Annotated in this window: 21 protein-coding genes, 1 tRNA gene and 1 riboswitch; of the genes, 15 read left to right on the forward strand and 7 right to left on the reverse strand. The window is 69.4% G+C overall.

Annotated features, from left to right (window positions below):
* Positions 1-7 precede the first annotated feature (7 nt).
* The 5 genes from DIZ27_RS12000 (at position 8) to DIZ27_RS12015 (ending at position 3514) form a co-directional block, all read left to right on the forward strand.
* Positions 8-1435, forward strand: a complete 1428-nt coding sequence (locus DIZ27_RS12000) for an amino acid permease (RefSeq protein ID WP_109378353.1) — start codon at positions 8-10, stop codon at positions 1433-1435.
* Positions 1436-1531: 96 nt separating this feature from the next.
* A complete protein-coding gene (locus tag DIZ27_RS12005; RefSeq protein WP_109378354.1) occupies positions 1532-1954 on the forward strand; it encodes a Mov34/MPN/PAD-1 family protein in 423 nt (140 codons plus the stop codon).
* Between the two features lie 96 nt (positions 1955-2050).
* Positions 2051-2146: a putative leader peptide gene (locus tag DIZ27_RS48715; protein WP_323056066.1), complete on the forward strand. Its 96-nt coding sequence runs from the start codon at positions 2051-2053 to the stop codon at positions 2144-2146.
* 123 nt (positions 2147-2269) lie between these two features.
* The gene (locus DIZ27_RS12010; RefSeq protein WP_109378355.1) at positions 2270-2557 is read left to right on the forward strand and encodes a MoaD/ThiS family protein; all 288 of its coding nucleotides are present in this window, start codon (positions 2270-2272) and stop codon (positions 2555-2557) included.
* Positions 2558-2563: 6 nt separating this feature from the next.
* Positions 2564-3514: a PLP-dependent cysteine synthase family protein gene (locus DIZ27_RS12015; RefSeq protein WP_109378356.1), complete on the forward strand. Its 951-nt coding sequence runs from the start codon at positions 2564-2566 to the stop codon at positions 3512-3514.
* Positions 3515-3646: 132 nt separating this feature from the next.
* Here DIZ27_RS12015 and DIZ27_RS12020 read toward each other — a convergent pair whose 3' ends face one another.
* Positions 3647-4165 carry a type II toxin-antitoxin system PemK/MazF family toxin gene (locus tag DIZ27_RS12020; protein ID WP_109378458.1) on the reverse strand — a complete coding sequence of 173 codons (519 nt, stop codon included), beginning with the start codon at positions 4163-4165 and terminating at the stop codon, positions 3647-3649.
* A gap of 221 nt (positions 4166-4386) precedes the next feature.
* Here DIZ27_RS12020 and DIZ27_RS12025 point away from each other — a divergent pair, with 221 nt between their 5' ends.
* Complete coding sequence (locus tag DIZ27_RS12025) at positions 4387-5136, forward strand: MBL fold metallo-hydrolase (RefSeq protein ID WP_109378357.1); 750 nt, start codon at positions 4387-4389, stop codon at positions 5134-5136.
* Between the two features lie 88 nt (positions 5137-5224).
* Here DIZ27_RS12025 and DIZ27_RS12030 read toward each other — a convergent pair whose 3' ends face one another.
* Positions 5225-6490 carry a PTS transporter subunit EIIC gene (locus DIZ27_RS12030; protein ID WP_109378358.1) on the reverse strand — a complete coding sequence of 422 codons (1266 nt, stop codon included), beginning with the start codon at positions 6488-6490 and terminating at the stop codon, positions 5225-5227.
* 584 nt (positions 6491-7074) lie between these two features.
* On the opposite strand from DIZ27_RS12030, the gene DIZ27_RS12035 reads away from it, so the two are divergent.
* The 4 genes from DIZ27_RS12035 to rdgB all read left to right on the forward strand — a co-directional run bounded on the left by DIZ27_RS12035 (position 7075) and on the right by rdgB (position 9351).
* Positions 7075-7308, forward strand: coding sequence for a glucose PTS transporter subunit EIIB (locus DIZ27_RS12035; protein WP_109378359.1), 234 nt, complete (start codon positions 7075-7077; stop codon positions 7306-7308).
* Between the two features lie 114 nt (positions 7309-7422).
* Entirely contained in the window at positions 7423-8160 is a 738-nt protein-coding gene (gene rph, locus DIZ27_RS12040; protein WP_109378360.1) for a ribonuclease PH, read from the forward strand.
* Between the two features lie 140 nt (positions 8161-8300).
* A complete protein-coding gene (locus tag DIZ27_RS12045) occupies positions 8301-8699 on the forward strand; it encodes a hypothetical protein (RefSeq protein WP_109378361.1) in 399 nt (132 codons plus the stop codon).
* A gap of 49 nt (positions 8700-8748) precedes the next feature.
* On the forward strand, positions 8749-9351 hold the full coding sequence (rdgB, locus tag DIZ27_RS12050) for an RdgB/HAM1 family non-canonical purine NTP pyrophosphatase (protein ID WP_109378362.1): 603 nt from the start codon (positions 8749-8751) through the stop codon (positions 9349-9351).
* Positions 9352-9403: 52 nt separating this feature from the next.
* On the opposite strand, the gene DIZ27_RS12055 is transcribed toward rdgB, so the two are convergent.
* The 4 genes from DIZ27_RS12055 to bcp all read right to left on the reverse strand — a co-directional run bounded on the left by DIZ27_RS12055 (position 9404) and on the right by bcp (position 11409).
* Positions 9404-9487: transfer RNA gene (locus DIZ27_RS12055), tRNA-Leu, on the reverse strand.
* Positions 9453-10160, reverse strand: a complete 708-nt coding sequence (locus tag DIZ27_RS12060) for an HNH endonuclease (RefSeq protein WP_109378363.1) — start codon at positions 10158-10160, stop codon at positions 9453-9455. The genes DIZ27_RS12055 and DIZ27_RS12060 overlap by 35 nt, the downstream gene beginning before the upstream one ends.
* A complete protein-coding gene (locus DIZ27_RS12065) occupies positions 10157-10807 on the reverse strand; it encodes an HNH endonuclease signature motif containing protein (RefSeq protein ID WP_109378364.1) in 651 nt (216 codons plus the stop codon). Before DIZ27_RS12065 ends, DIZ27_RS12060 begins: the two co-directional genes overlap by 4 nt.
* A 134-nt stretch (positions 10808-10941) precedes the next feature.
* Positions 10942-11409: a thioredoxin-dependent thiol peroxidase gene (gene bcp, locus DIZ27_RS12070; protein WP_109378365.1), complete on the reverse strand. Its 468-nt coding sequence runs from the start codon at positions 11407-11409 to the stop codon at positions 10942-10944.
* Positions 11410-11554: 145 nt separating this feature from the next.
* Here bcp and DIZ27_RS12075 point away from each other — a divergent pair, with 145 nt between their 5' ends.
* The 3 genes from DIZ27_RS12075 to sugE all read left to right on the forward strand — a co-directional run bounded on the left by DIZ27_RS12075 (position 11555) and on the right by sugE (position 12783).
* On the forward strand, positions 11555-11884 hold the full coding sequence (locus tag DIZ27_RS12075) for a DUF3618 domain-containing protein (protein WP_109378366.1): 330 nt from the start codon (positions 11555-11557) through the stop codon (positions 11882-11884).
* Positions 11885-11933: 49 nt separating this feature from the next.
* The gene (locus DIZ27_RS12080; RefSeq protein ID WP_109378367.1) at positions 11934-12290 is read left to right on the forward strand and encodes a co-chaperone GroES; all 357 of its coding nucleotides are present in this window, start codon (positions 11934-11936) and stop codon (positions 12288-12290) included.
* Positions 12291-12361: 71 nt separating this feature from the next.
* Positions 12362-12429: riboswitch (guanidine-III (ykkC-III) riboswitch) on the forward strand.
* A 33-nt stretch (positions 12430-12462) separates the two neighbouring features.
* Positions 12463-12783 carry a quaternary ammonium compound efflux SMR transporter SugE gene (gene sugE, locus DIZ27_RS12085; RefSeq protein WP_109378368.1) on the forward strand — a complete coding sequence of 107 codons (321 nt, stop codon included), beginning with the start codon at positions 12463-12465 and terminating at the stop codon, positions 12781-12783.
* 24 nt (positions 12784-12807) lie between these two features.
* On the opposite strand, the gene DIZ27_RS12090 is transcribed toward sugE, so the two are convergent.
* Complete coding sequence (locus tag DIZ27_RS12090; RefSeq protein WP_109378369.1) at positions 12808-15279, reverse strand: transglycosylase domain-containing protein; 2472 nt, start codon at positions 15277-15279, stop codon at positions 12808-12810.
* Between the two features lie 402 nt (positions 15280-15681).
* On the opposite strand from DIZ27_RS12090, the gene DIZ27_RS12095 reads away from it, so the two are divergent.
* Positions 15682-16467, forward strand: a complete 786-nt coding sequence (locus tag DIZ27_RS12095; RefSeq protein WP_109378370.1) for an ABC-2 family transporter protein — start codon at positions 15682-15684, stop codon at positions 16465-16467.
* Positions 16468-16534: 67 nt separating this feature from the next.
* Positions 16535-17299, forward strand: coding sequence for an ABC transporter permease (locus DIZ27_RS12100; protein ID WP_109378459.1), 765 nt, complete (start codon positions 16535-16537; stop codon positions 17297-17299).

Here is a 17299-nt window from a genome sequence, read left to right on the forward strand (position 1 = left end):
ATGACACATGGCCTCACCGCAGGTCGACACGGAGTCCGTACCCGGCGAAGGGTATGAACGCGGACTCAACAGCCGTCAAGTCCAGATGATCGCGATCGGCGGCGCGATCGGCGTCGGTCTCTTCCTGGGCGCCGGGGCGAACATCGCCAAGGCCGGACCCAGCCTGATCGTCATGTACGCCCTCGCCGGCGTGATCATCTTCTTCATCATGCGGGCGCTCGGCGAGCTCCTGCTCTACCGCCCGGTCTCGGGCTCCTTCGCCGAGTACTCGCGGGAATTCCTCGGCCCCTTCTTCGGCTACTTCACCGGCTGGACGTACTGGCTGATGTGGATCGTCACCGGCATGGCCGAACTCACGGCCGCCGCGATCTACATCAACTACTGGTTCCCCCAGATCCCGCAGTGGGTCACCGCCCTGGTCTTCCTGCTCCTCCTCTTCGGGGCCAACCTCATCTCGGTGAAGCTGTTCGGCGAGATCGAGTTCTGGTTCTCGATGGTCAAGGTCACCGCCATCATCGGCATGATCGTGATCGGGCTCGGCGTGCTCACCTTCGGCTTCAGCGCCGCCGGGGACACCGCCGCCGTCTCCAACCTCTGGGCCTTCGACGGCTTCTTCCCCAAGGGCGTCGGCTCGTCCCTGATGACCCTCCAGGGCGTCATGTTCGCCTACCTCGCCGTCGAACTCGTCGGCGTCACCGCCGGCGAGTCCAAGAACCCGGAGAAGACGCTCCCCAAGGCGATCAACACCCTGCCCTGGCGGATCGCCCTGTTCTACGTCGGTGCCCTCACCGTCATCCTGTGCGTGGTGAAGTGGACCGAGTTCTCCGCCGACGCCAGCCCCTTCGTGAAGGCGTTCGCGGTCATCGGCATCCCGGCCGGCGCCGGCATCGTCAACTTCGTCGTGCTGACCGCCGCCCTCTCCTCCTGCAACTCCGGCATGTACTCCACGGGCCGCATGCTGCGCACCCTCGCGGACAACGGTGAGGCGCCGGGCGTCTTCCGCCGGCTCTCCTCCACCAAGACCCCGGCGCTCGGCATCGCCACCTCCGTGGTCTTCATGGGCATCGGCGTCGTCCTGAACTACGTCGTCCCGGAGAAGGCCTTCGGCTACGTCACGTCGATCGCCACCGCCGCGGGCATCTGGACCTGGCTGATGATCCTGGTCAGTCACGTCCTCTACCGCCGCCAGGTGGTCGCGGGCCGGCTGCCCGCCTCCTCCTTCCCGGCACCGGGCGGCTCGGTGTGCTCCTACATCGCCATCGTGTTCCTGCTCTTCGTCACCGCCCTCATCGCGATCGACGCGGACGCCAGGATCTGCCTCTACGTGATGGCCGGCTGGGCGGCCGCCCTGGCGATCGGCTGGGCGGTCCTCAAGAACCGCAACCCGGGCATCACCGAGCGCCGCGAGCCGGAGTTCGAGAAGGTCGACGGCTAGCACGGACATCCGGCGCCCGCGCTCTTCGCGTCCGGCATCCGGGCCGTCCCGTACCACCCCTCGGTACGGGACGGCCCTCTGCTTATCCTGAGCCCCATGCTGACCATCACCCAGGCCCTGTACGACCAGATCGTCGCCCACGCGCACAAGGACCACCCCGACGAGGCGTGCGGTGTGGTGGCGGGCCCCGTGGGCTCCGGCCGTCCCGAGCGCTTCATCCCCATGCTGAACGCGGCCCGCTCGCCCACGTTCTACGAGTTCGACTCGAAGGACCTGCTCAAGCTGTACCGCGAGATGGACGACAACGACGAGGAACCGGTGATCGTCTACCACTCGCACACCGCGACCGAGGCCCACCCCTCCCGCACCGACATCAACCTGGCCAGTGAGCCCGGCGCCCACTACGTCCTGGTCTCCACCGCCGACCTCGACGGCCTCGGCGAGTTCCAGTTCCGCTCGTTCCGCATCGTGGACGGCGAGGTCACCGAGGAAGAGGTCAAGGTCGTCGAGGCGTACTGACGCACCGATCTGCACGTTCCCGCATACCGGTCGTCAGTCATCCGCAGTGTGAGACGGCATTCGGTTCCCGTCATCGGGAATCGATACGATGAGCTCATGGTTCTCCACGACGTGAGCGACAAGACGCCGGGCAAGCTGCTCGTGGCGCGGCTGCACGTCGACCTGTGCAGACTCGCCAGCGCCATCTGTTGACACCGAGCTTCCCGCCGTACGGCCCGTGAGCCCCGGCGGCCCCACCGCGCAGGCACGCCCGCGCACCTCCCGCGCCGCCGCGCGCCCATCGACCAGACGACATACCGACAGGAGCCCTCTGCCATGGCCATCGAGGTCCGTATCCCGACCATCCTCCGCCAGTACACCGACGGTCAGAAGGCGGTGGAGGGCACCGGAGAGACCCTCACCGACCTCTTCGCCGACCTCGAGACCCGGCACACGGGCATCAGGGCCCGCCTCGTCGACGACAGCAACGGCGACCAGCTGCGCCGCTTCGTCAACGTGTACCTCAACGACGAGGACGTCCGCTTCCTGGACGGCATCAACACCAAGCTGTCCGACGGCGACAGCGTCACGATCCTGCCGGCCGTGGCCGGCGGTACGGCCTGATCCCGGATGCGCTACGACTCGCCGCTGGCCGCGGTGGGCAACACCCCTCTGGTGGGCCTGCCGCGGCTGTCGCCGTCCGCCGACGTCCGTATCTGGGCGAAGCTCGAGGACCGCAACCCGACCGGCTCGATCAAGGACCGCCCGGCCCTGTTCATGATCGAGCAGGCGGAGAAGGACGGCCGGCTCACCCCGGGCTGCACCATCCTGGAGCCGACGTCCGGCAACACCGGCATCTCCCTGGCGATGGCCGCCAAGCTCAAGGGCTACCGCATGGTGTGCGTGATGCCCGAGAACACCTCCCAGGAGCGCCGGGAACTCCTCGCCATGTGGGGCGCGGAGATCATCTCCTCCCCGGCCGCGGGCGGCTCCAACACCGCCGTACGGGTGGCCAAGGAGATCTCCGCCGAACACCCGGACTGGGTGATGCTCTACCAGTACGGCAACCCCGACAACGCCGGCGCCCACTACGCGACGACCGGCCCGGAGATCCTCGCCGACCTCCCCTCGATCACCCACTTCGTGGCCGGCCTCGGCACCACCGGCACCCTCATGGGCGTCGGCCGCTACCTGCGCGAGCACAAGCCGGACGTGAAGATCGTCGCCGCCGAACCACGCTACGACGACCTGGTCTACGGGCTGCGCAACCTCGACGAGGGCTTCGTCCCCGAGCTGTACGACGCCTCCGTCCTCACCACCCGCTTCTCGGTCGGCTCCGCCGACGCGGTCACCCGCACCCGTGAACTCCTCCAGCAGGAAGGCATCTTCGCCGGTGTCTCCACCGGCGCCGCCCTGCACGCCGCGATCGGCGTCGCGAACAAGGCGCTCAAGGCGGGGGAGTCCGCCGACGTCGCCTTCGTCGTCGCCGACGGCGGCTGGAAGTACCTGTCGACCGGCGTCTACACCGCCGCCACGACGGAGGAAGCCATCGACACGCTCCAGGGCCAGCTCTGGGCGTGACCCCCACGAGGGCAGCACGAAGGGGCCGGAGATCCACTCCGGCCCCTTCTGCGTTTCCGGGGGTTCCGGGGGTTCCGGGGGTTCCGGGGTCTTCGGGGGCTCCGGCGCTCCCGGCGTCCCGCCGCCACGAGCTCACCGGGCCAGATGCCGTACCCGCTCCCACAGTGCCCGGTCGACGACCCCCACCCGGCGCCGGAACCCCCGCACCGGCACCTCGCGCACCTCGTCCGTCTCCAGGAAGCTCGCCCGCCCCCGGGCATCCCCCACGGCCCCCACGGGCAGCGGGATCACCCCGCCGCGCCCCTCCCGGAAGCGCGTCGTGATCTTCGCGACGGTCGCCCGCTCCCCGCGCACCGCCAGCACCAGACACGGCCGGTCCTTCGACGCCCCGGCCCCCGCCGGCCCGTCCTCGTAGGGCACGTCGGCCCACCAGATCTCCGCGGGCCGCGGCCCACCGCCCGCACCCGCGTCCGCCGTCGCCGCGGTCGTGACCGAGGCAGCGGGGGCCGCCGCCGTCACGGCCCGCGTCCGGCGTGCGCCGGACCGGCGTTCGGAGCGGGGCCGGTGCCCCCGCCCCCAGCCGTCGACGAGCGTGGCGACCAGCGCGAGCAGTACCACCGCGACGAGTGCGAGCCACCACGACGTGTCCATGACCCCGACGGTACCGGGCACCCGACGGCACCGGCGTGAGCCGCGAGCGTGCGCCCTTTCACACCCCTCGCGCGACCCGCGGCCATCCGAACCGGTGACAGCACAGGTGAGTTCCCCCACAACCGTCCCTGGCGGAGGAGCGACCGAAGGTTTTGCGTCTTACGCTCGACGCACCGCACGACCCCCGTTTTCCTCACCCCGCCAGCGGAGGTTTCTGCTTCATGAAGCTCACCGTCGTCGGCTGCTCGGGGTCGTTCCCGTCCACGGAATCGGCCTGCTCGAGCTACCTCGTCGAGGCCGACGGCTTCCGGCTGCTTCTCGACATGGGCAACGGTGCCCTGGGCGAGCTGCAGCGCCACTGCGGTCTCTACGACCTGGACGCGATCTTCCTCAGCCATCTGCACGCCGACCACTGCATCGACATGTGCGCGTACTTCGTGGCGCGCTACTACCGGCACGGAGGCCCCTGCGACCCGATCCCGGTCTTCGGACCCGAGGGCACGGAGCACCGGCTGACCACCGCCTACGGCGACACCCCCTCGGCCTCCTCCATGAGCGAGGTCTTCGACTTCCACACGGTCAAGCCCTCCACCTTCGAGCTCGGCCCGTTCGTCGTGCACACCGAACGCGTCGCGCACCCGGTGGAGGCGTACGCCGTCCGTCTCGAGCACGGAGGGAAGTCGCTGACGTACTCCGGCGACACCGGAGTGTGCCGGGCACTCGACGAACTCGCCCACGACACCGACCTGTTCCTGTGCGAGGCCGCCTTCACCCACGGCAAGGAGAACATCCCCGACCTGCACCTCAACGGCCGAGAGGCGGGTGAGTCGGCGGCCCGCGCCCGCGCCCGCCGACTGGTCCTCACCCACATCGCCCCGTGGACCGACCCCCAGGTCAACCTCGCCGACGCCCGCGCCGTCTACGACGGCCCGGTGGAACTGGCGGCGCCCGGCGCGACGTACGTGATCTGAGCCCGCGCAGTCTGAGCCCGCACACGACCGAGGCCCCGGAGCCGTCTTCCCTGACGGCTCCGGGGCCTCGGTCGTGCAGCCGTGGCGGCTACTTGGCCTCGGCCTTCTGCAGCTCCGCCAGTTCCTCGTCGGACTCGCGGCCCGGCGTCGGCAGGTTGAACTTGGTGATCGCGAAGCGGAAGACCACGTAGTAGACCACCGCGAAGCACAGGCCGACCAGGGCCAGGCCCCACGGGTTGGTCGCGATGCCCAGGTTCAGGCCGAAGTCGATTGCGCCGGCCGAGAAGCCGAAGCCGTCCTTCATCCCCAGCGCCCAGGTCAGTGCCATCGAGACGCCGGTGAGGGCCGCGTGGATCGCGTACAGGACCGGCGCGATGAACATGAACGTGAACTCGATCGGCTCGGTCACGCCGGTGAAGAACGAGGTCAGCGCCAGGGAGAACATCATGCCGCCGACGACCTTGCGGCGCTCGGGGCGGGCACAGTGCACGATGGCCAGACAGGCGGCGGGCAGCGCGAACATCATGATCGGGAAGAAGCCGGTCATGAACTGGCCGGCGGTCGGGTCACCGGCGAGGAAGCGGGCGATGTCACCGCTCTTGCCCTCGTATTCGCCCGCCTGGAACCAGGGGAAGGAGTTCAGCAGGTGGTGCATGCCGACCGGGATCAGGGCACGGTTGGCGACACCGAAGATGCCCGCGCCGACGGCGCCGGAGCCGACCAGCCATTCACCGAAGTTGTGCAGACCCGCGCCGAGGACCGGCCAGATGTAGCCGAAGACGATGCCGATGAGCAGACCGGCGAACGCCGACAGGATCGGGACCAGGCGGCGGCCGCCGAAGAAGCCCGCCCAGTCGGGCAGCTTGGTGCGGTAGAAGCGCTGGTAGAGCAGGGCGACGACGAGGCCCATGACCACACCGCCGAGCACCTTGGCGTCCACCGCCTGCTCGACCATCACGATCTTGCCGTCGACGATGGCTTCCTTCTTGGGCAGGCTGCCGTCGGTGAAGGTGCCGAGGACGTTCTTGAAGACCAAATAGCCGACGACGGCCGCGAGCGCCGTCGAGCCGTCCGACTTCTTCGCGAAGCCGATCGCGATGCCCACGGCGAACAGCAGCGCCATGTTGTCGAGGATCGCGTTGCCGCCGGCGGCCATGAAGGATGCGATCTTCGTCAGGAAGGCCGGGTACTCCGGGCGCCCGAGCATGTCGGTGTTGCCGAGGCGCACCAGCAGCGCGGCGGCGGGCAGGACGGCCACCGGCAGCATCAGGCTGCGGCCGATGCGCTGCAGCACAGCCATCGCGCCGGAGCCCTTCTTCTTCTCGGCCGCAGGAGCGGCGCTGGCCGTGGACACAACTTCCTCCAGTGGGCATGGCGCCGCCCGGGGACATAAGGAAGGGGACGGCGGCGTCCGGTGGTCTACACCACTCAGTGGTGTAGACCTGTTGTAGCACGATGAAGGCCGTATAAGGAACCCGCGAATTCCGCAACCGGAGCACTACGCGCAGTGCCCGCCCCGCGGCCCGCGGCACCGTCCCCGAGGGGGCACCGAAAGGCCCCGGAACCATGGTCCGAGGGCCCGAACGACCGGCTCCACTTTAAGGGGCCCGCCGCCGACACCCTGCTCGGCAAGTACAGGCTGCGGCCCGCCTTCTGCGGGCCCTGGAGGAAGCGGTTCCAGTGTTCGCGCAGGGGCCGACCGAAGGTTCGACACCGGCAGGACTCCGCGTACGCATCGGCCCCTTCAAGGGGAGCACCTGGGAGCAAGGGGAGGCGTCCGCAGCGGGGTTTGGCGACGGCCCTCCCGGTGGTGTAGACCAGCCGAGGGCGGTTCCGCTGTCGTGACGCCGTCCTTCGGCACGGGCGGCATGACCGCTCGCAAAGATGTGTCAACTGTGGGTTACTGCGACAAAGCGGTTCGGATCAGGGAGAGCGAACATGGCCACCAAGGCTGAGAAGATCGTTGCCGGGCTCGGCGGCATCGAGAACATCGAAGAGATCGAGGGCTGCATCACCCGCCTCCGCACCGAAGTCACCGACCCCGCCAAGGTCGACGACGCCGCGCTGAAGTCCGCCGGCGCCCACGGCGTCGTCAAGATGGGCACCGCCATCCAGGTCGTCATCGGCACCGACGCCGACCCGATCGCGGCCGAGATCGAAGACATGATGTGACACCCGGCGAACCCGGAAACCGGTAGACCCCAGGTTCTCGAGGGCCCCATCCGGGCAGCGGCGAGCCCGCCACCCCGGAAGGGGCCCTTCCCGCATGCGGCTAGGCTCGACGCCATGTCTCGAATCGACGGCCGCACCCCCGATCAACTCCGCCCGGTCACCATCGAACGCGGCTGGAGCAAGCACGCCGAAGGCTCCGTCCTCGTCTCCTTCGGCGACACCAAAGTCCTCTGCACCGCCTCCGTCACCGAAGGCGTCCCCCGCTGGCGCAAGGGCAGCGGCGAGGGCTGGGTCACCGCCGAGTACTCGATGCTCCCCCGCGCCACCAACACCCGCGGCGACCGCGAATCCGTCCGCGGCCGCATCGGCGGCCGCACCCACGAGATCAGCCGCCTCATCGGCCGGTCCCTGCGCGCCGTCATCGACTACAAGCAACTCGGTGAGAACACCATCGTCCTGGACTGCGACGTCCTCCAGGCCGACGGCGGCACCCGCACCGCCGCCATCACCGGCGCCTACGTCGCCCTCGCCGACGCCATCAACTGGTCCAGGAACAACAAGCTCATCCGCGCCAGCCGCCAGCCCCTCACCGGCACCGTCAGCGCCGTCTCCGTCGGCATCGTCGACGGCGTCCCGCTCCTCGACCTCTGCTACGAGGAAGACGTACGCGCCGACACCGACATGAACGTCATCTGCACCGGCGACGGCCGCTTCGTCGAGGTCCAGGGCACCGCCGAGGCGGCCCCCTTCGACCGCACCGAACTCAACACCCTCCTCGACCTCGCCGTCACCGGCTGCGCAGACCTGACCACCGCCCAGCAGGCCGCGCTCGACAGCGTCCTCGAAAGGTAAAAGACGCACCAAGGGACGTGGCCGACGCGGGCAACCGCGCCGGCCACCACCGCGTCTGAAGGAATACGGGCGCACGGACCGAACCCGGCCGCCCGGCCAGCCACAAGGGCCGCCCGGCCCGACAAGGGAGGGACCGTTCCATGGCCGCGAGCCGCCGACGCCGCACCACAGCCGTTGCCGCCACACTGGCCGCCGTCGCACTGACCGCCGGACTCACCACCGGCTGCAGCGCCGTCGACAAGGCACTCGACTGTGTCCGGACCGCCGACGCCATCGCCGACAGCGTCACCGAACTCCAACAGGCCGTCGAGAACGCCTCCGACGACGTCACCCAGCTCGAGGAAGCCCTCGACTCCATCGAGCGGAACCTCGGCGAGATAAGCGACAAGACCGACAACGCCGACGTCGGCAAGGCCGTCGACGACCTCGAACAGGCCACCGCCAACGTCCGCACCTCCCTCAAGGACGGCGACAACACCCCCGACATCAGCCCCGTCACCGACGCGGCCGGCGAACTGACGAAGGTCTGCACGCCGTAGCCCGAGGCGGCCGGCAACAGAGGGAACGGGGCCCGGAATACTGGGCCCCATGACCCGCCTGATCCTCGCCACCCGCAACGCCGGAAAGATCACCGAACTCCGGTCGATCCTCGCCGACGCCGGACTGCCCCACGAACTCGTCGGCGCCGACGCCTACCCCGACATCCCCGACGTCAAGGAAACCGGCACCACCTTCGCCGAGAACGCCCTCCTCAAGGCCCACGCCCTCGCCCGGGCCACCGGCCACCCTGCCGTCGCCGACGACTCCGGCCTCTGCGTCGACGTCCTCAACGGCGCCCCCGGCATCTTCTCCGCCCGCTGGGCCGGCCGGCACGGCGACGACCGGGCCAACCTCGACCTGCTCCTCGCCCAGCTCTCCGACATCCCCGGCGACCACCGCGGCGCCCACTTCGCCTGCGCCGCCGCCCTCGCCCTCCCCGACGGCACCGAACGCGTCGTCGAGGGCCAACTCCGCGGCACCCTGCGCCACGAGCCCGCCGGCACCGGCGGCTTCGGCTACGACCCGATCCTCCAGCCGGACGGCGAAACCCGCACCTGCGCGGAGCTCTCCGCAGCGGAGAAGAACGCCATCAGCCACCGCGGCAAGGCCTTCCGGGCACTGGTACCGGCGGTGCGGGAGCTGCTGGGCTGAACTCGCATGCCAACGGCCTGCGCATCACCTTTTGATTCGCAGGCCGTTAGTGTGCGGCGGAAGGGATTCGAACCCTCAAGCCCGTTCAAGGGCCACAGATCCTAAGTCTGCTGCGTCGCCGTTGCGCCACCGCCGCTGGCGCCTGTCATGGTACCGGGAGTCGCGCGTTGCCTGGCGCCTCCTCTGCACCACGTGCTGGTGATCGCGTGGCAGTTGGGGCACAGCAACCGCAAGTTCTCCCGCCGGTCGTCCCGCCAGTCCCCGTTGATGTGATCGACCTCCAGGACCATGGGCCTGCCCAGCCATTCGGGGCCGACCCCGCAGCGGGCGCATTCCTCAGCCACCCCGACACCGAGAAGCGCCCGGCGTAGGCGCTTGGTTGCTGTCCGATTGGTGCTGTCGTGCTTCACCAGTACCTCTTCAGGGTTCTTGGCGGTCGTACCGGACTTCCCTCGCTGATGGGCCTGCCCGAGGAAATGTGATGTCGAGATGCGGTGCTCGGCGACCCACTCACGCAACTGCGTGCGTTGTGCGCCATTGCCAGGGCGGTTCAGGCGACGCAGTACCTCTGCCAGAGAGGCCGACTCGGTGACCGCCGCTCGTAGCTCGTCCTCTGTAGGGCGAGGGCGTCTGCCGCAGGGACGAAAGTGCGAGATGTCGATGCCGAAGTGAGCGAACCGTCTCGACAAGTACCGGCGGAGATTCCCGTATGGCCGGGCGCCCAGGAAAGCGATGACCTCGTCGATGTCAGCGCACTTCTCGGCGGCCTCGGCCAGTCGTCCGGGGGTGTACCGGATGCCGCTGGTCATGAGTCATTCCTCTTGCCTCGACCGCGGTAAGTGTCCGTCGTTGAGTGGCAGTTGGGGCAGAGCAGCCGAAGGTTCTCGATCCGGTTGTTCCGCCAGTTGCCGTCGATGTGATCAACCTCAAGTGGCAGTGGTTCCCCGAGCCACACCGGCCCGATTCCGCAGAGCGCGCAGCGCTCGCCCAGGCCGAGTTCGCGAAACGCCCTCTTGAGTCGGCTGCTCGGAATGCGCCTGGCATGATCCGACGTGTCCTCGACGAGGATCTCCGCAGCGGTCCGGCGGCGCTGGTTGTACCTCTGCCGCTCGGTGCGGACCACTGGCGTGAAGTGCGAGGTGTCGATGCCGTACGCCTTGATGCGGCGGCTGATGTGCGCGTGCTGACCGCCGACGACTTCGAGCCCGAGGTGGCGCAGCACCTCGTACACGCTGGTCGAGACGGATACGGCCGCTTGCAGGACGTCCCTGGTCCATCGCACTCCATCGGGCTCGAAGTGCGAAACGTCCACGCCCAATCTCTTCATCCGCCCCCGGATGTACGCCCGCGTCGAACTCTTCGGATCCACCCCCAACCGCACCAGCGCCTCCGACAACGTCCGCGCCCCCCTAGCCGCCTCTTCCAGGCGCTCTTTGGTGTACGCGCTTGCCCCCATCGGTTCCCCTCCGATCCCGACCACCCGTTCGTGGCCTCGTACGGAGTAACGAACCGTTTATCGGACGGTCACGCATGGAAAGCGAACGGCTCGTACCGGGGGTCCGGTACGAGCCGTTGTCGGGGTTCTCCGGCTCAGATCGCCAGGTCCTTGATGATCTTGGCGACGTGGCCCGTGGCCTTGACGTTGTAGAGGGCGCGTTCGACCTTGCCGTCCTCGTCGACGACGATCGTGGAGCGGATGACGCCGACGACCGTCTTGCCGTAGAGCTTCTTCTCGCCGTAGGCGCCGTACGCCTCCAGGACCTGCTTGTCCGGGTCGGCGAGGAGGGTGACCTTCAGGGACTCCTTCTCGCGGAACTTGGCGAGCTTCTCCGGCTTGTCGGGCGAGATGCCGATGACGTCGTAGCCCGCTCCGGCCAGCAGTTCCAGGTTGTCGGTGAAGTCGCAGGCCTGCTTGGTGCAGCCGGGGGTGAGCGCGGCCGGGTAGAAGTAGACGATGACCTTGCGGCCCTTGTGGTCGGCCAGGGACACCTCGTTGCCGTCGGCGTCGGGCAGGGTGAAGGCGGGGGCCTCGTCCCCGGGCTGGAGGCGTTCGCTCATCGGTCTGGTCTCCTCGTACGTACGCGCTGGGTGGATCAGGTGCCGGGATCGAGGGTAACCGGGTGCCCTGCCGGTACGGCACGGCGTGAAGCTGACAGACTGTCCGGCACAGGTACGGGTTTCAGCGGATTTCGGAGGCGACACGGTGGCGGACACGGCGGACACCAGAACCCCGGCGCAGATCGAGGCGGACATCAGCCGCCGTCGCGCGGTGCTGGCCGAGACCCTCGACGAGATCGGTGTGCGGGTGCACCCGAAGACGATCGTCGGTGACGCGAAGGCCAGGGTCGCCTCCAACATCGACCACACGCTCGGCAGAGCGTACGTCGGGGTCAATCGTGCGGTGAGCGATGTGAAGGCGCAGTTCGTGGACGAGGACGGCGCACCGCGGCTGGAGCGGGTCGTGCCGGTGGCGCTCCTGGTGGTGGGCGTCGTGGGGCTGCTGACCCTGGGGACGCGTCGGCGCAGGCGCTGACCCGGACCCGAGGGCGTGCGCCCGTGGTGAAGGCAGGTAGGTTTCAGGTGTGAGCGCCAAGAGAAACGAGCACGACCCCCGGCACGACAAGCTGCCCATCCGGATGCTGCACGACCGCGTACTCGTGCGGCAGGACGCGAGCGAGGGCGAGCGGCGTTCCGGGGGCGGCATCCTGATTCCCGCGACGGCGGCGGTGGGCCGTCGGCTGGCGTGGGCCGAGGTCGTCGCGGTGGGGCAGAACGTGCGGACGGTGGAGCCGGGTGACCGGGTGCTGTTCGATCCGGAGGACCGCGCGGAGGTCGAGGTGCGGGGCACCGCCTATGCGCTGATGCGGGAGCGTGATCTGCACGCCGTGGCTGCGGACCGGTTCGAGGGTTCGGAGGACTCGACGGGGTTGTACCTGTAGATCTGGGTCGAGGAGGGGCTGGTGACCATCGTCACCAGCCCTTTTCCCTGTTTTTGGCTAGAGTGGGCGGACCTGGTGGCGAGGCCCGCCGGGCCCCGACGAGACGCGCCGTACCGGGTGAAGGCAAAGACGACGCACCCCCGTTTCCTTTCGTGTCCCGGAGGTGCCTGTCATGGCCTGGGTTCTGCTGCTGGTCGCCGGTCTGCTCGAGGTGGGCTGGGCGATCGGTATGAAGTACACCGAGGGTTTCACCCGTCTCGTTCCGAGTGTTCTCACCGGCGCCGGCATCGTCGCGAGCATGGTGTTGCTGTCGTACGCGGCGAAGACGCTGCCGATCGGTACGGCGTACGGCGTGTGGGTGGGGATCGGTGCGGCCGGGGCGGCGGTGCTGGGCATGGTGGTGCTGGGGGAGCCGGTGACAGCCGCGCGGATCTTCTTCGTCTCTCTCCTGGTGGTCGCCGTGGTGGGGCTGAAGGTGACCTCGGGGCACTGAGTCCGGTCGCCTGCTCCCGGTCGCTCACTGTCTGCGGGCGCTCTGCTGGATGAAGCCGGTGAGGCCGTCCTGGCTGCCCTGGCCGCCTCTGCCGGTGTCCGTGCCGGTTCCGGGGGGTCCGCCCGTCCCGTCCGTGCCGTTGGCTCCGTCGGTGCCGCCGTTGCCCGTGTTTCCCGTGTTGCCCGTGCCGTCGCCGGTGACGCCCGTGGTGTCACCGGCGGGTGTGGTGCCGCTGTCCGACGTGCCGCCGCCGGTGGGGATGTCGCCGGTGGTGTCTTCGTCGGTCCGGCCCTGGGTCCCGCCCTCGGTGCCGTCCTCGTCCTGGCCCGGGTTCCGGTTCGCGCTCTCGTCCGTGCCGGGCGCCTGGGACGCGTCGTCCGTGGTGCTCGAGGACGGGTCGGCGCTCGCGGTGGGCGGTGCGGTGTGCTCGGCGCCGCGCTGGAGCCGGAGGTCGAAGTCGCTGACGGGTTCGTCCTTGAGCGCCTCCCGGGTGAACTGGGCCCAGATCTCGGCCGGGGGGCCGCCGCCGTTGATGCGTGACAGGCCCATGGCGCCGTACAGCTCCTTCTGCGCGGCGGTGACGGGGTCCTGGCCCATGACGGAGACGACGGTGGCCAGTTCGGGCGTGTAGCCGGCGAACCAGGCGGCCCTGTCCTCCTCCGCGGTGCCGGTCTTGCCGGCGGCGGGGCGGCCGGCGCCCTGGGCGGCGGAGGCGGTGCCGTTCTGGACGACGCCGCGCAGGACGGCGGTCGTGGTGTCGGCGGCTTCGCGGCTCACGGCCCGGCGGGTCTTCCGCTCGGGCAGCGGCACCGTCTTCTTCCCGTCCTTGGTGATCTTCTCGATCATCGTGTGGGCGCGGTGCTCGCCGTGGTTGGCGAGGGTCGCGTACGCCTCGGCCATGTCCAGGGCGCTGGCGGTGGCCACTCCGAGGGCGATGGAGGGGGAGGCGGTCAGTTCGGGGGTGGTGGCGGGGATGCCGAGGTCGATGGCGGTCTGCTGGACCTTGTCGGAGCCGACGTCGGCCGCCATCTGGGCGTAGACGGCGTTGACGGACTTGTCGGTGGCCTCGCGGACGGTGATGTGGCCGTAGGAGCGGTCGTCCTCGTTGGCCGGGGCGTAGCGTTCGCCGGGCCAGCCCTGGACGGTTCGTTCGTTGGTGCCGTCGTAGACGGTGTTCGGGGTGATGGGCTGTCCGCTCTGGGTGGTGGATCCGTTCTCGACGGCGGAGGCGAACACGAACGGTTTGAAGGCGGAGCCGACCTGGTAGTCCCTGCGGGTGGCGTTGGGGGTGTACTGCTTGACGTAGTCGATGCCGTTGTACATCGCCACGACCTTGCCGGAGCGGGGGTCGATGGCGGCGCCGCCCGCGCGGACGTAGGTGTCGACTTTTCGGTTCTCCGGGTCGAGCCGGTCGATCAGGTTGTCGTTGACGGCGTCGACGAAGGCGTCCTGCTTGTCCTTGTGCAGGGTGGTGGTGATGCGGTGGCCGCCGGCGTCGAGTTCCTCCTCGTCGAGGATCTTGTTCCGGATCAGGTGGTCCTTCACGGTGCGCACGATGTAGCCGCGCTGGCCGGACATGCCGGTGGAGGTGGTGGTCTCCTTCGGCTCGGGGAACTTCAGGCCGGTGCGCTCCGCCTCGTTCAGCCAGCCCTGCTGGACCATGCCGTCCAGGACGTAGTTCCAGCGGGACTCGACGGCGGGCCGGTTCTCCGGGTGGGCGATGACGTCGTACTGGCTGGGGGCGTTGACGAGGGCGGCGAGGTAGGCGGCGCGGGGGGCGTCGAGGTCCTGTGCGTCGATGCCGTAGTAGGCCTGGGCGGCGGCCTGGATGCCGTAGGCGTTGCGCCCGAAGTAGCTGGTGTTGAGGTAGCCCTCGAGGATCTCGTCCTTGCTCTGTTCGCGTTCCAGCTTGATGGCGATGAAGAACTCCTTCACCTTGCGGGTGACGGTCTGCTCCTGGCGCAGGTAGTAGTTCTTCACGTACTGCTGGGTGATGGTCGAGCCGGACTGTTTGCCCTTGCCGGTGGCGGTGTTCCAGGCGGCGCGGATCATCGCCTGGGGGTCGACGGCGGACTCGGTGTAGAAGTCGCGGTCCTCGGCGGCGAGCATGGCGTGCTGGGCTTCCGCGGAGATCCGGTCGAGGCTGACGCTCTCCCGGTTGACCACGCCGTCGCGGGCGAGGACGGAGCCGTCGGCGTACAGGTAGACGTTGGCCTCTTGGGTGGCGAGGGCGTTGGCGGACGGGATGTGCACCAGGCTGTAGCCGAGGAAGAACCCGCCGACGAGCAGGAGGGCGGCGACGAGGAAGCCGCCGAGCACCATCCGCCAGGTGGGGACGAACCGGCGCCATCCGGTGCGCACCCGCTTGCCCCCGGTTCCGCTCCCGGTCCCGGTCCCGGTCCCGGTTCCGGTTCCGCGCTGCGGGGTGCCGGCGGCCCGCGGCTCCCGCGGTGCCCAGCCCTGGCCGTGCTGTTGTGGCTGCGGCTCGTCGCTCATGTCGAGTACGGCCTCCTGTTTCGCCGTGTTCGTTGCGGTAGGCGTGATGAGTTCACATTCGCGTCGTGCATTCCTCTTATAGAGGACTGTCGCATCCGGCGCTCACTTCCCTGTCGACGGCGCGTCTCGGCCTCGCATGCGGCTTCTCACACGTATGGCCCTCGAGGTACGGGGTAGGGCCGTGGGCCGCCGGTTCCGGTGCGGGGTCGTCTGCCCGCGAGGTCGCCGGAAAATGCCTGGCGGGGCGTCAGGCGCGGGCAGTACGATCCTGCGCTTCGGTGTCGGACGCGGAGAGGCCGGGAGGCGGTGGTGGGCGAGGCCGGAGGTGTGGACGCGGCCGGGGGCGCGGGTGTGGGCGTGGCCGCGAGTACCGGCGTACGCCCAGGTGGGGGCTCGGTTCGGTTGTATCTGGCCGTCGTGGCCGGGGGTTTTCGGCGGTACGCGACGTACCGGGCGGCGACGGTGGCCGGGGTGTTCACCAACACCGTCTTCGGGCTGATCCTCGTGTACACGTATCTGGCGCTGTGGAACGAGCGGCCGGATCTCGGGGGGTACGGGCCGGCGCAGGCGGTCACGTACGTGTGGCTGGGGCAGGCGCTGTACGCGACGCTGGCCGTTCAGGGCGGCGGCTTCGAGATCGAACTGATGGAACGGATCCGTACGGGTGAGATCGCGATCGATCTGTACCGGCCGGCCGACCTGCAGTGGTGGTGGCTGGCGCACGATCTGGGCCGGTCGGGGTTCCAGTTGCTGGGGCGGGGGGTGGTCCCCTTCTTGTTCGGGGTGCTGGTCTTCCCGGTGGCGCTGCCCGGCGATCCGCTGACCTGGCTGGCGTTCCTGCTGACGGTGCTGCTCGCGATGGTGGTCAGTTTCGCGATCCGGTACCTGGTGGCGCTGAGCACGTTCTGGCTGCTGGACGGCACGGGCGTGATGCAGATGCTGATGATCCTGGGGCTGCTCTGCTCGGGCATGGTGCTGCCGTTGAACGTCTTTCCCGGGCTGTTCGGGGAGGTCGTGCGGGTGCTGCCGTGGGCGGCGCTCCTCCAGGGGCCGGCCGACGTCCTGATGGGCGAGACGGGCGCGTGGCGGGTCTTCGTGCTCCAGGGCGGGTGGGCGGTGGCGCTGCTGGTGACGGGACGGCTGGTGCAGTCGGCGGCGACGCGGCGGGTGGTGGTCCAGGGTGGCTGACGTCGGCGGGCCGGTGCACGCCGGCGGGTTGGTTCAGGGGGTGCGCGCGTACGGGCTGATCGCGGGGATGTGGATCCGGTCGACCATGACGTACCGGGCGTCGTTCGTACTGACGACCGTGGGGTCCCTGGTGGTGACCGGGCTGGACTTCGTCGGCATCGTGCTGATGTTCTCGCACGTCGACGTGCTGGCCGGTTACGTCCTGGCCGAGGTGGCGTTGCTGTACGGCCTGTCCATGCTGTCCTTCGGGACCGCGGACCTGGTGCTGGGTTCGATGGACCGGCTGGGGCGGCGGGTGCGTGACGGCACGCTCGACACGCTGCTGGTGCGGCCGGTGCCGGTGCTCGCCCAGGTCGCCGCGGACCGTTTCGCGCTGCGCCGGGTCGCCCGCCTGCTGCAGGGGCTGGTCGTCCTGTGCTGGGCCCTCGTCTCGCTGGACGTCGACTGGACGCCGCTGAAGCTGCTGCTGATGCCGGTGACGGTGGTGAGCGGGGCGGCGGTCTTCTGCGCGGTGTTCGTGGCGGGCGCGGCGTTCCAGTTCGTGGCGCAGGACGCGTCCGAGGTGCAGAACGCGTTCACCTACGGCGGGCAGACGCTGCTGCAGTATCCGCCGACGGTGTTCGCGCAGGAACTGGTGCGCGGGGTGACCTTCGTGCTGCCGCTCGCCTTCGTCAACTGGGTGCCCGCTTCCTATGTGTTGGGCCGGCCGTATCCGCTCGGACTGCCGGAGTGGGCGGCGTTCGTGTCGCCGGTGGTGGCGGCGGTGTGCTGCGCGCTGGCGGGGGTGGCGTGGCGGGCGGGGCTTCGTTCGTATCGGAGTACAGGGAGTTAG

The organism is Streptomyces sp. NWU339 (genome assembly GCF_003143855.1).
Taxonomy (GTDB): domain Bacteria; phylum Actinomycetota; class Actinomycetes; order Streptomycetales; family Streptomycetaceae; genus Streptomyces.

Bases quoted from the DNA above. Each gene is read 5' to 3' on its own strand.
- DIZ27_RS12020 (WP_109378458.1), bottom strand. From the start codon at position 4,165: ATGGACACGTCGTGGTGGCTCGCACTCGTCGCGGTGGTACTGCTCGCG.
- DIZ27_RS12065 (WP_109378364.1), bottom strand. From the start codon at position 10,807: ATGGGGGCAAGCGCGTACACCAAAGAGCGCCTGGAAGAGGCGGCTAGG.
- DIZ27_RS12015 (WP_109378356.1), top strand. From the start codon at position 2,564: ATGCGCTACGACTCGCCGCTGGCCGCGGTGGGCAACACCCCTCTGGTG.
- sugE (WP_109378368.1), top strand. From the start codon at position 12,463: ATGGCCTGGGTTCTGCTGCTGGTCGCCGGTCTGCTCGAGGTGGGCTGG.
- DIZ27_RS12035 (WP_109378359.1), top strand. From the start codon at position 7,075: ATGGCCACCAAGGCTGAGAAGATCGTTGCCGGGCTCGGCGGCATCGAG.
- rdgB (WP_109378362.1), top strand. From the start codon at position 8,749: ATGACCCGCCTGATCCTCGCCACCCGCAACGCCGGAAAGATCACCGAA.
- DIZ27_RS12100 (WP_109378459.1), top strand. From the start codon at position 16,535: ATGTGGATCCGGTCGACCATGACGTACCGGGCGTCGTTCGTACTGACG.
- rph (WP_109378360.1), top strand. From the start codon at position 7,423: ATGTCTCGAATCGACGGCCGCACCCCCGATCAACTCCGCCCGGTCACC.
- DIZ27_RS12045 (WP_109378361.1), top strand. From the start codon at position 8,301: ATGGCCGCGAGCCGCCGACGCCGCACCACAGCCGTTGCCGCCACACTG.
- bcp (WP_109378365.1), bottom strand. From the start codon at position 11,409: ATGAGCGAACGCCTCCAGCCCGGGGACGAGGCCCCCGCCTTCACCCTG.
- DIZ27_RS12000 (WP_109378353.1), top strand. From the start codon at position 8: ATGGCCTCACCGCAGGTCGACACGGAGTCCGTACCCGGCGAAGGGTAT.
- DIZ27_RS12025 (WP_109378357.1), top strand. From the start codon at position 4,387: ATGAAGCTCACCGTCGTCGGCTGCTCGGGGTCGTTCCCGTCCACGGAA.
- DIZ27_RS12060 (WP_109378363.1), bottom strand. From the start codon at position 10,160: ATGACCAGCGGCATCCGGTACACCCCCGGACGACTGGCCGAGGCCGCC.
- DIZ27_RS12005 (WP_109378354.1), top strand. From the start codon at position 1,532: ATGCTGACCATCACCCAGGCCCTGTACGACCAGATCGTCGCCCACGCG.
- DIZ27_RS12090 (WP_109378369.1), bottom strand. From the start codon at position 15,279: ATGAGCGACGAGCCGCAGCCACAACAGCACGGCCAGGGCTGGGCACCG.
- DIZ27_RS48715 (WP_323056066.1), top strand. From the start codon at position 2,051: ATGGTTCTCCACGACGTGAGCGACAAGACGCCGGGCAAGCTGCTCGTG.
- DIZ27_RS12010 (WP_109378355.1), top strand. From the start codon at position 2,270: ATGGCCATCGAGGTCCGTATCCCGACCATCCTCCGCCAGTACACCGAC.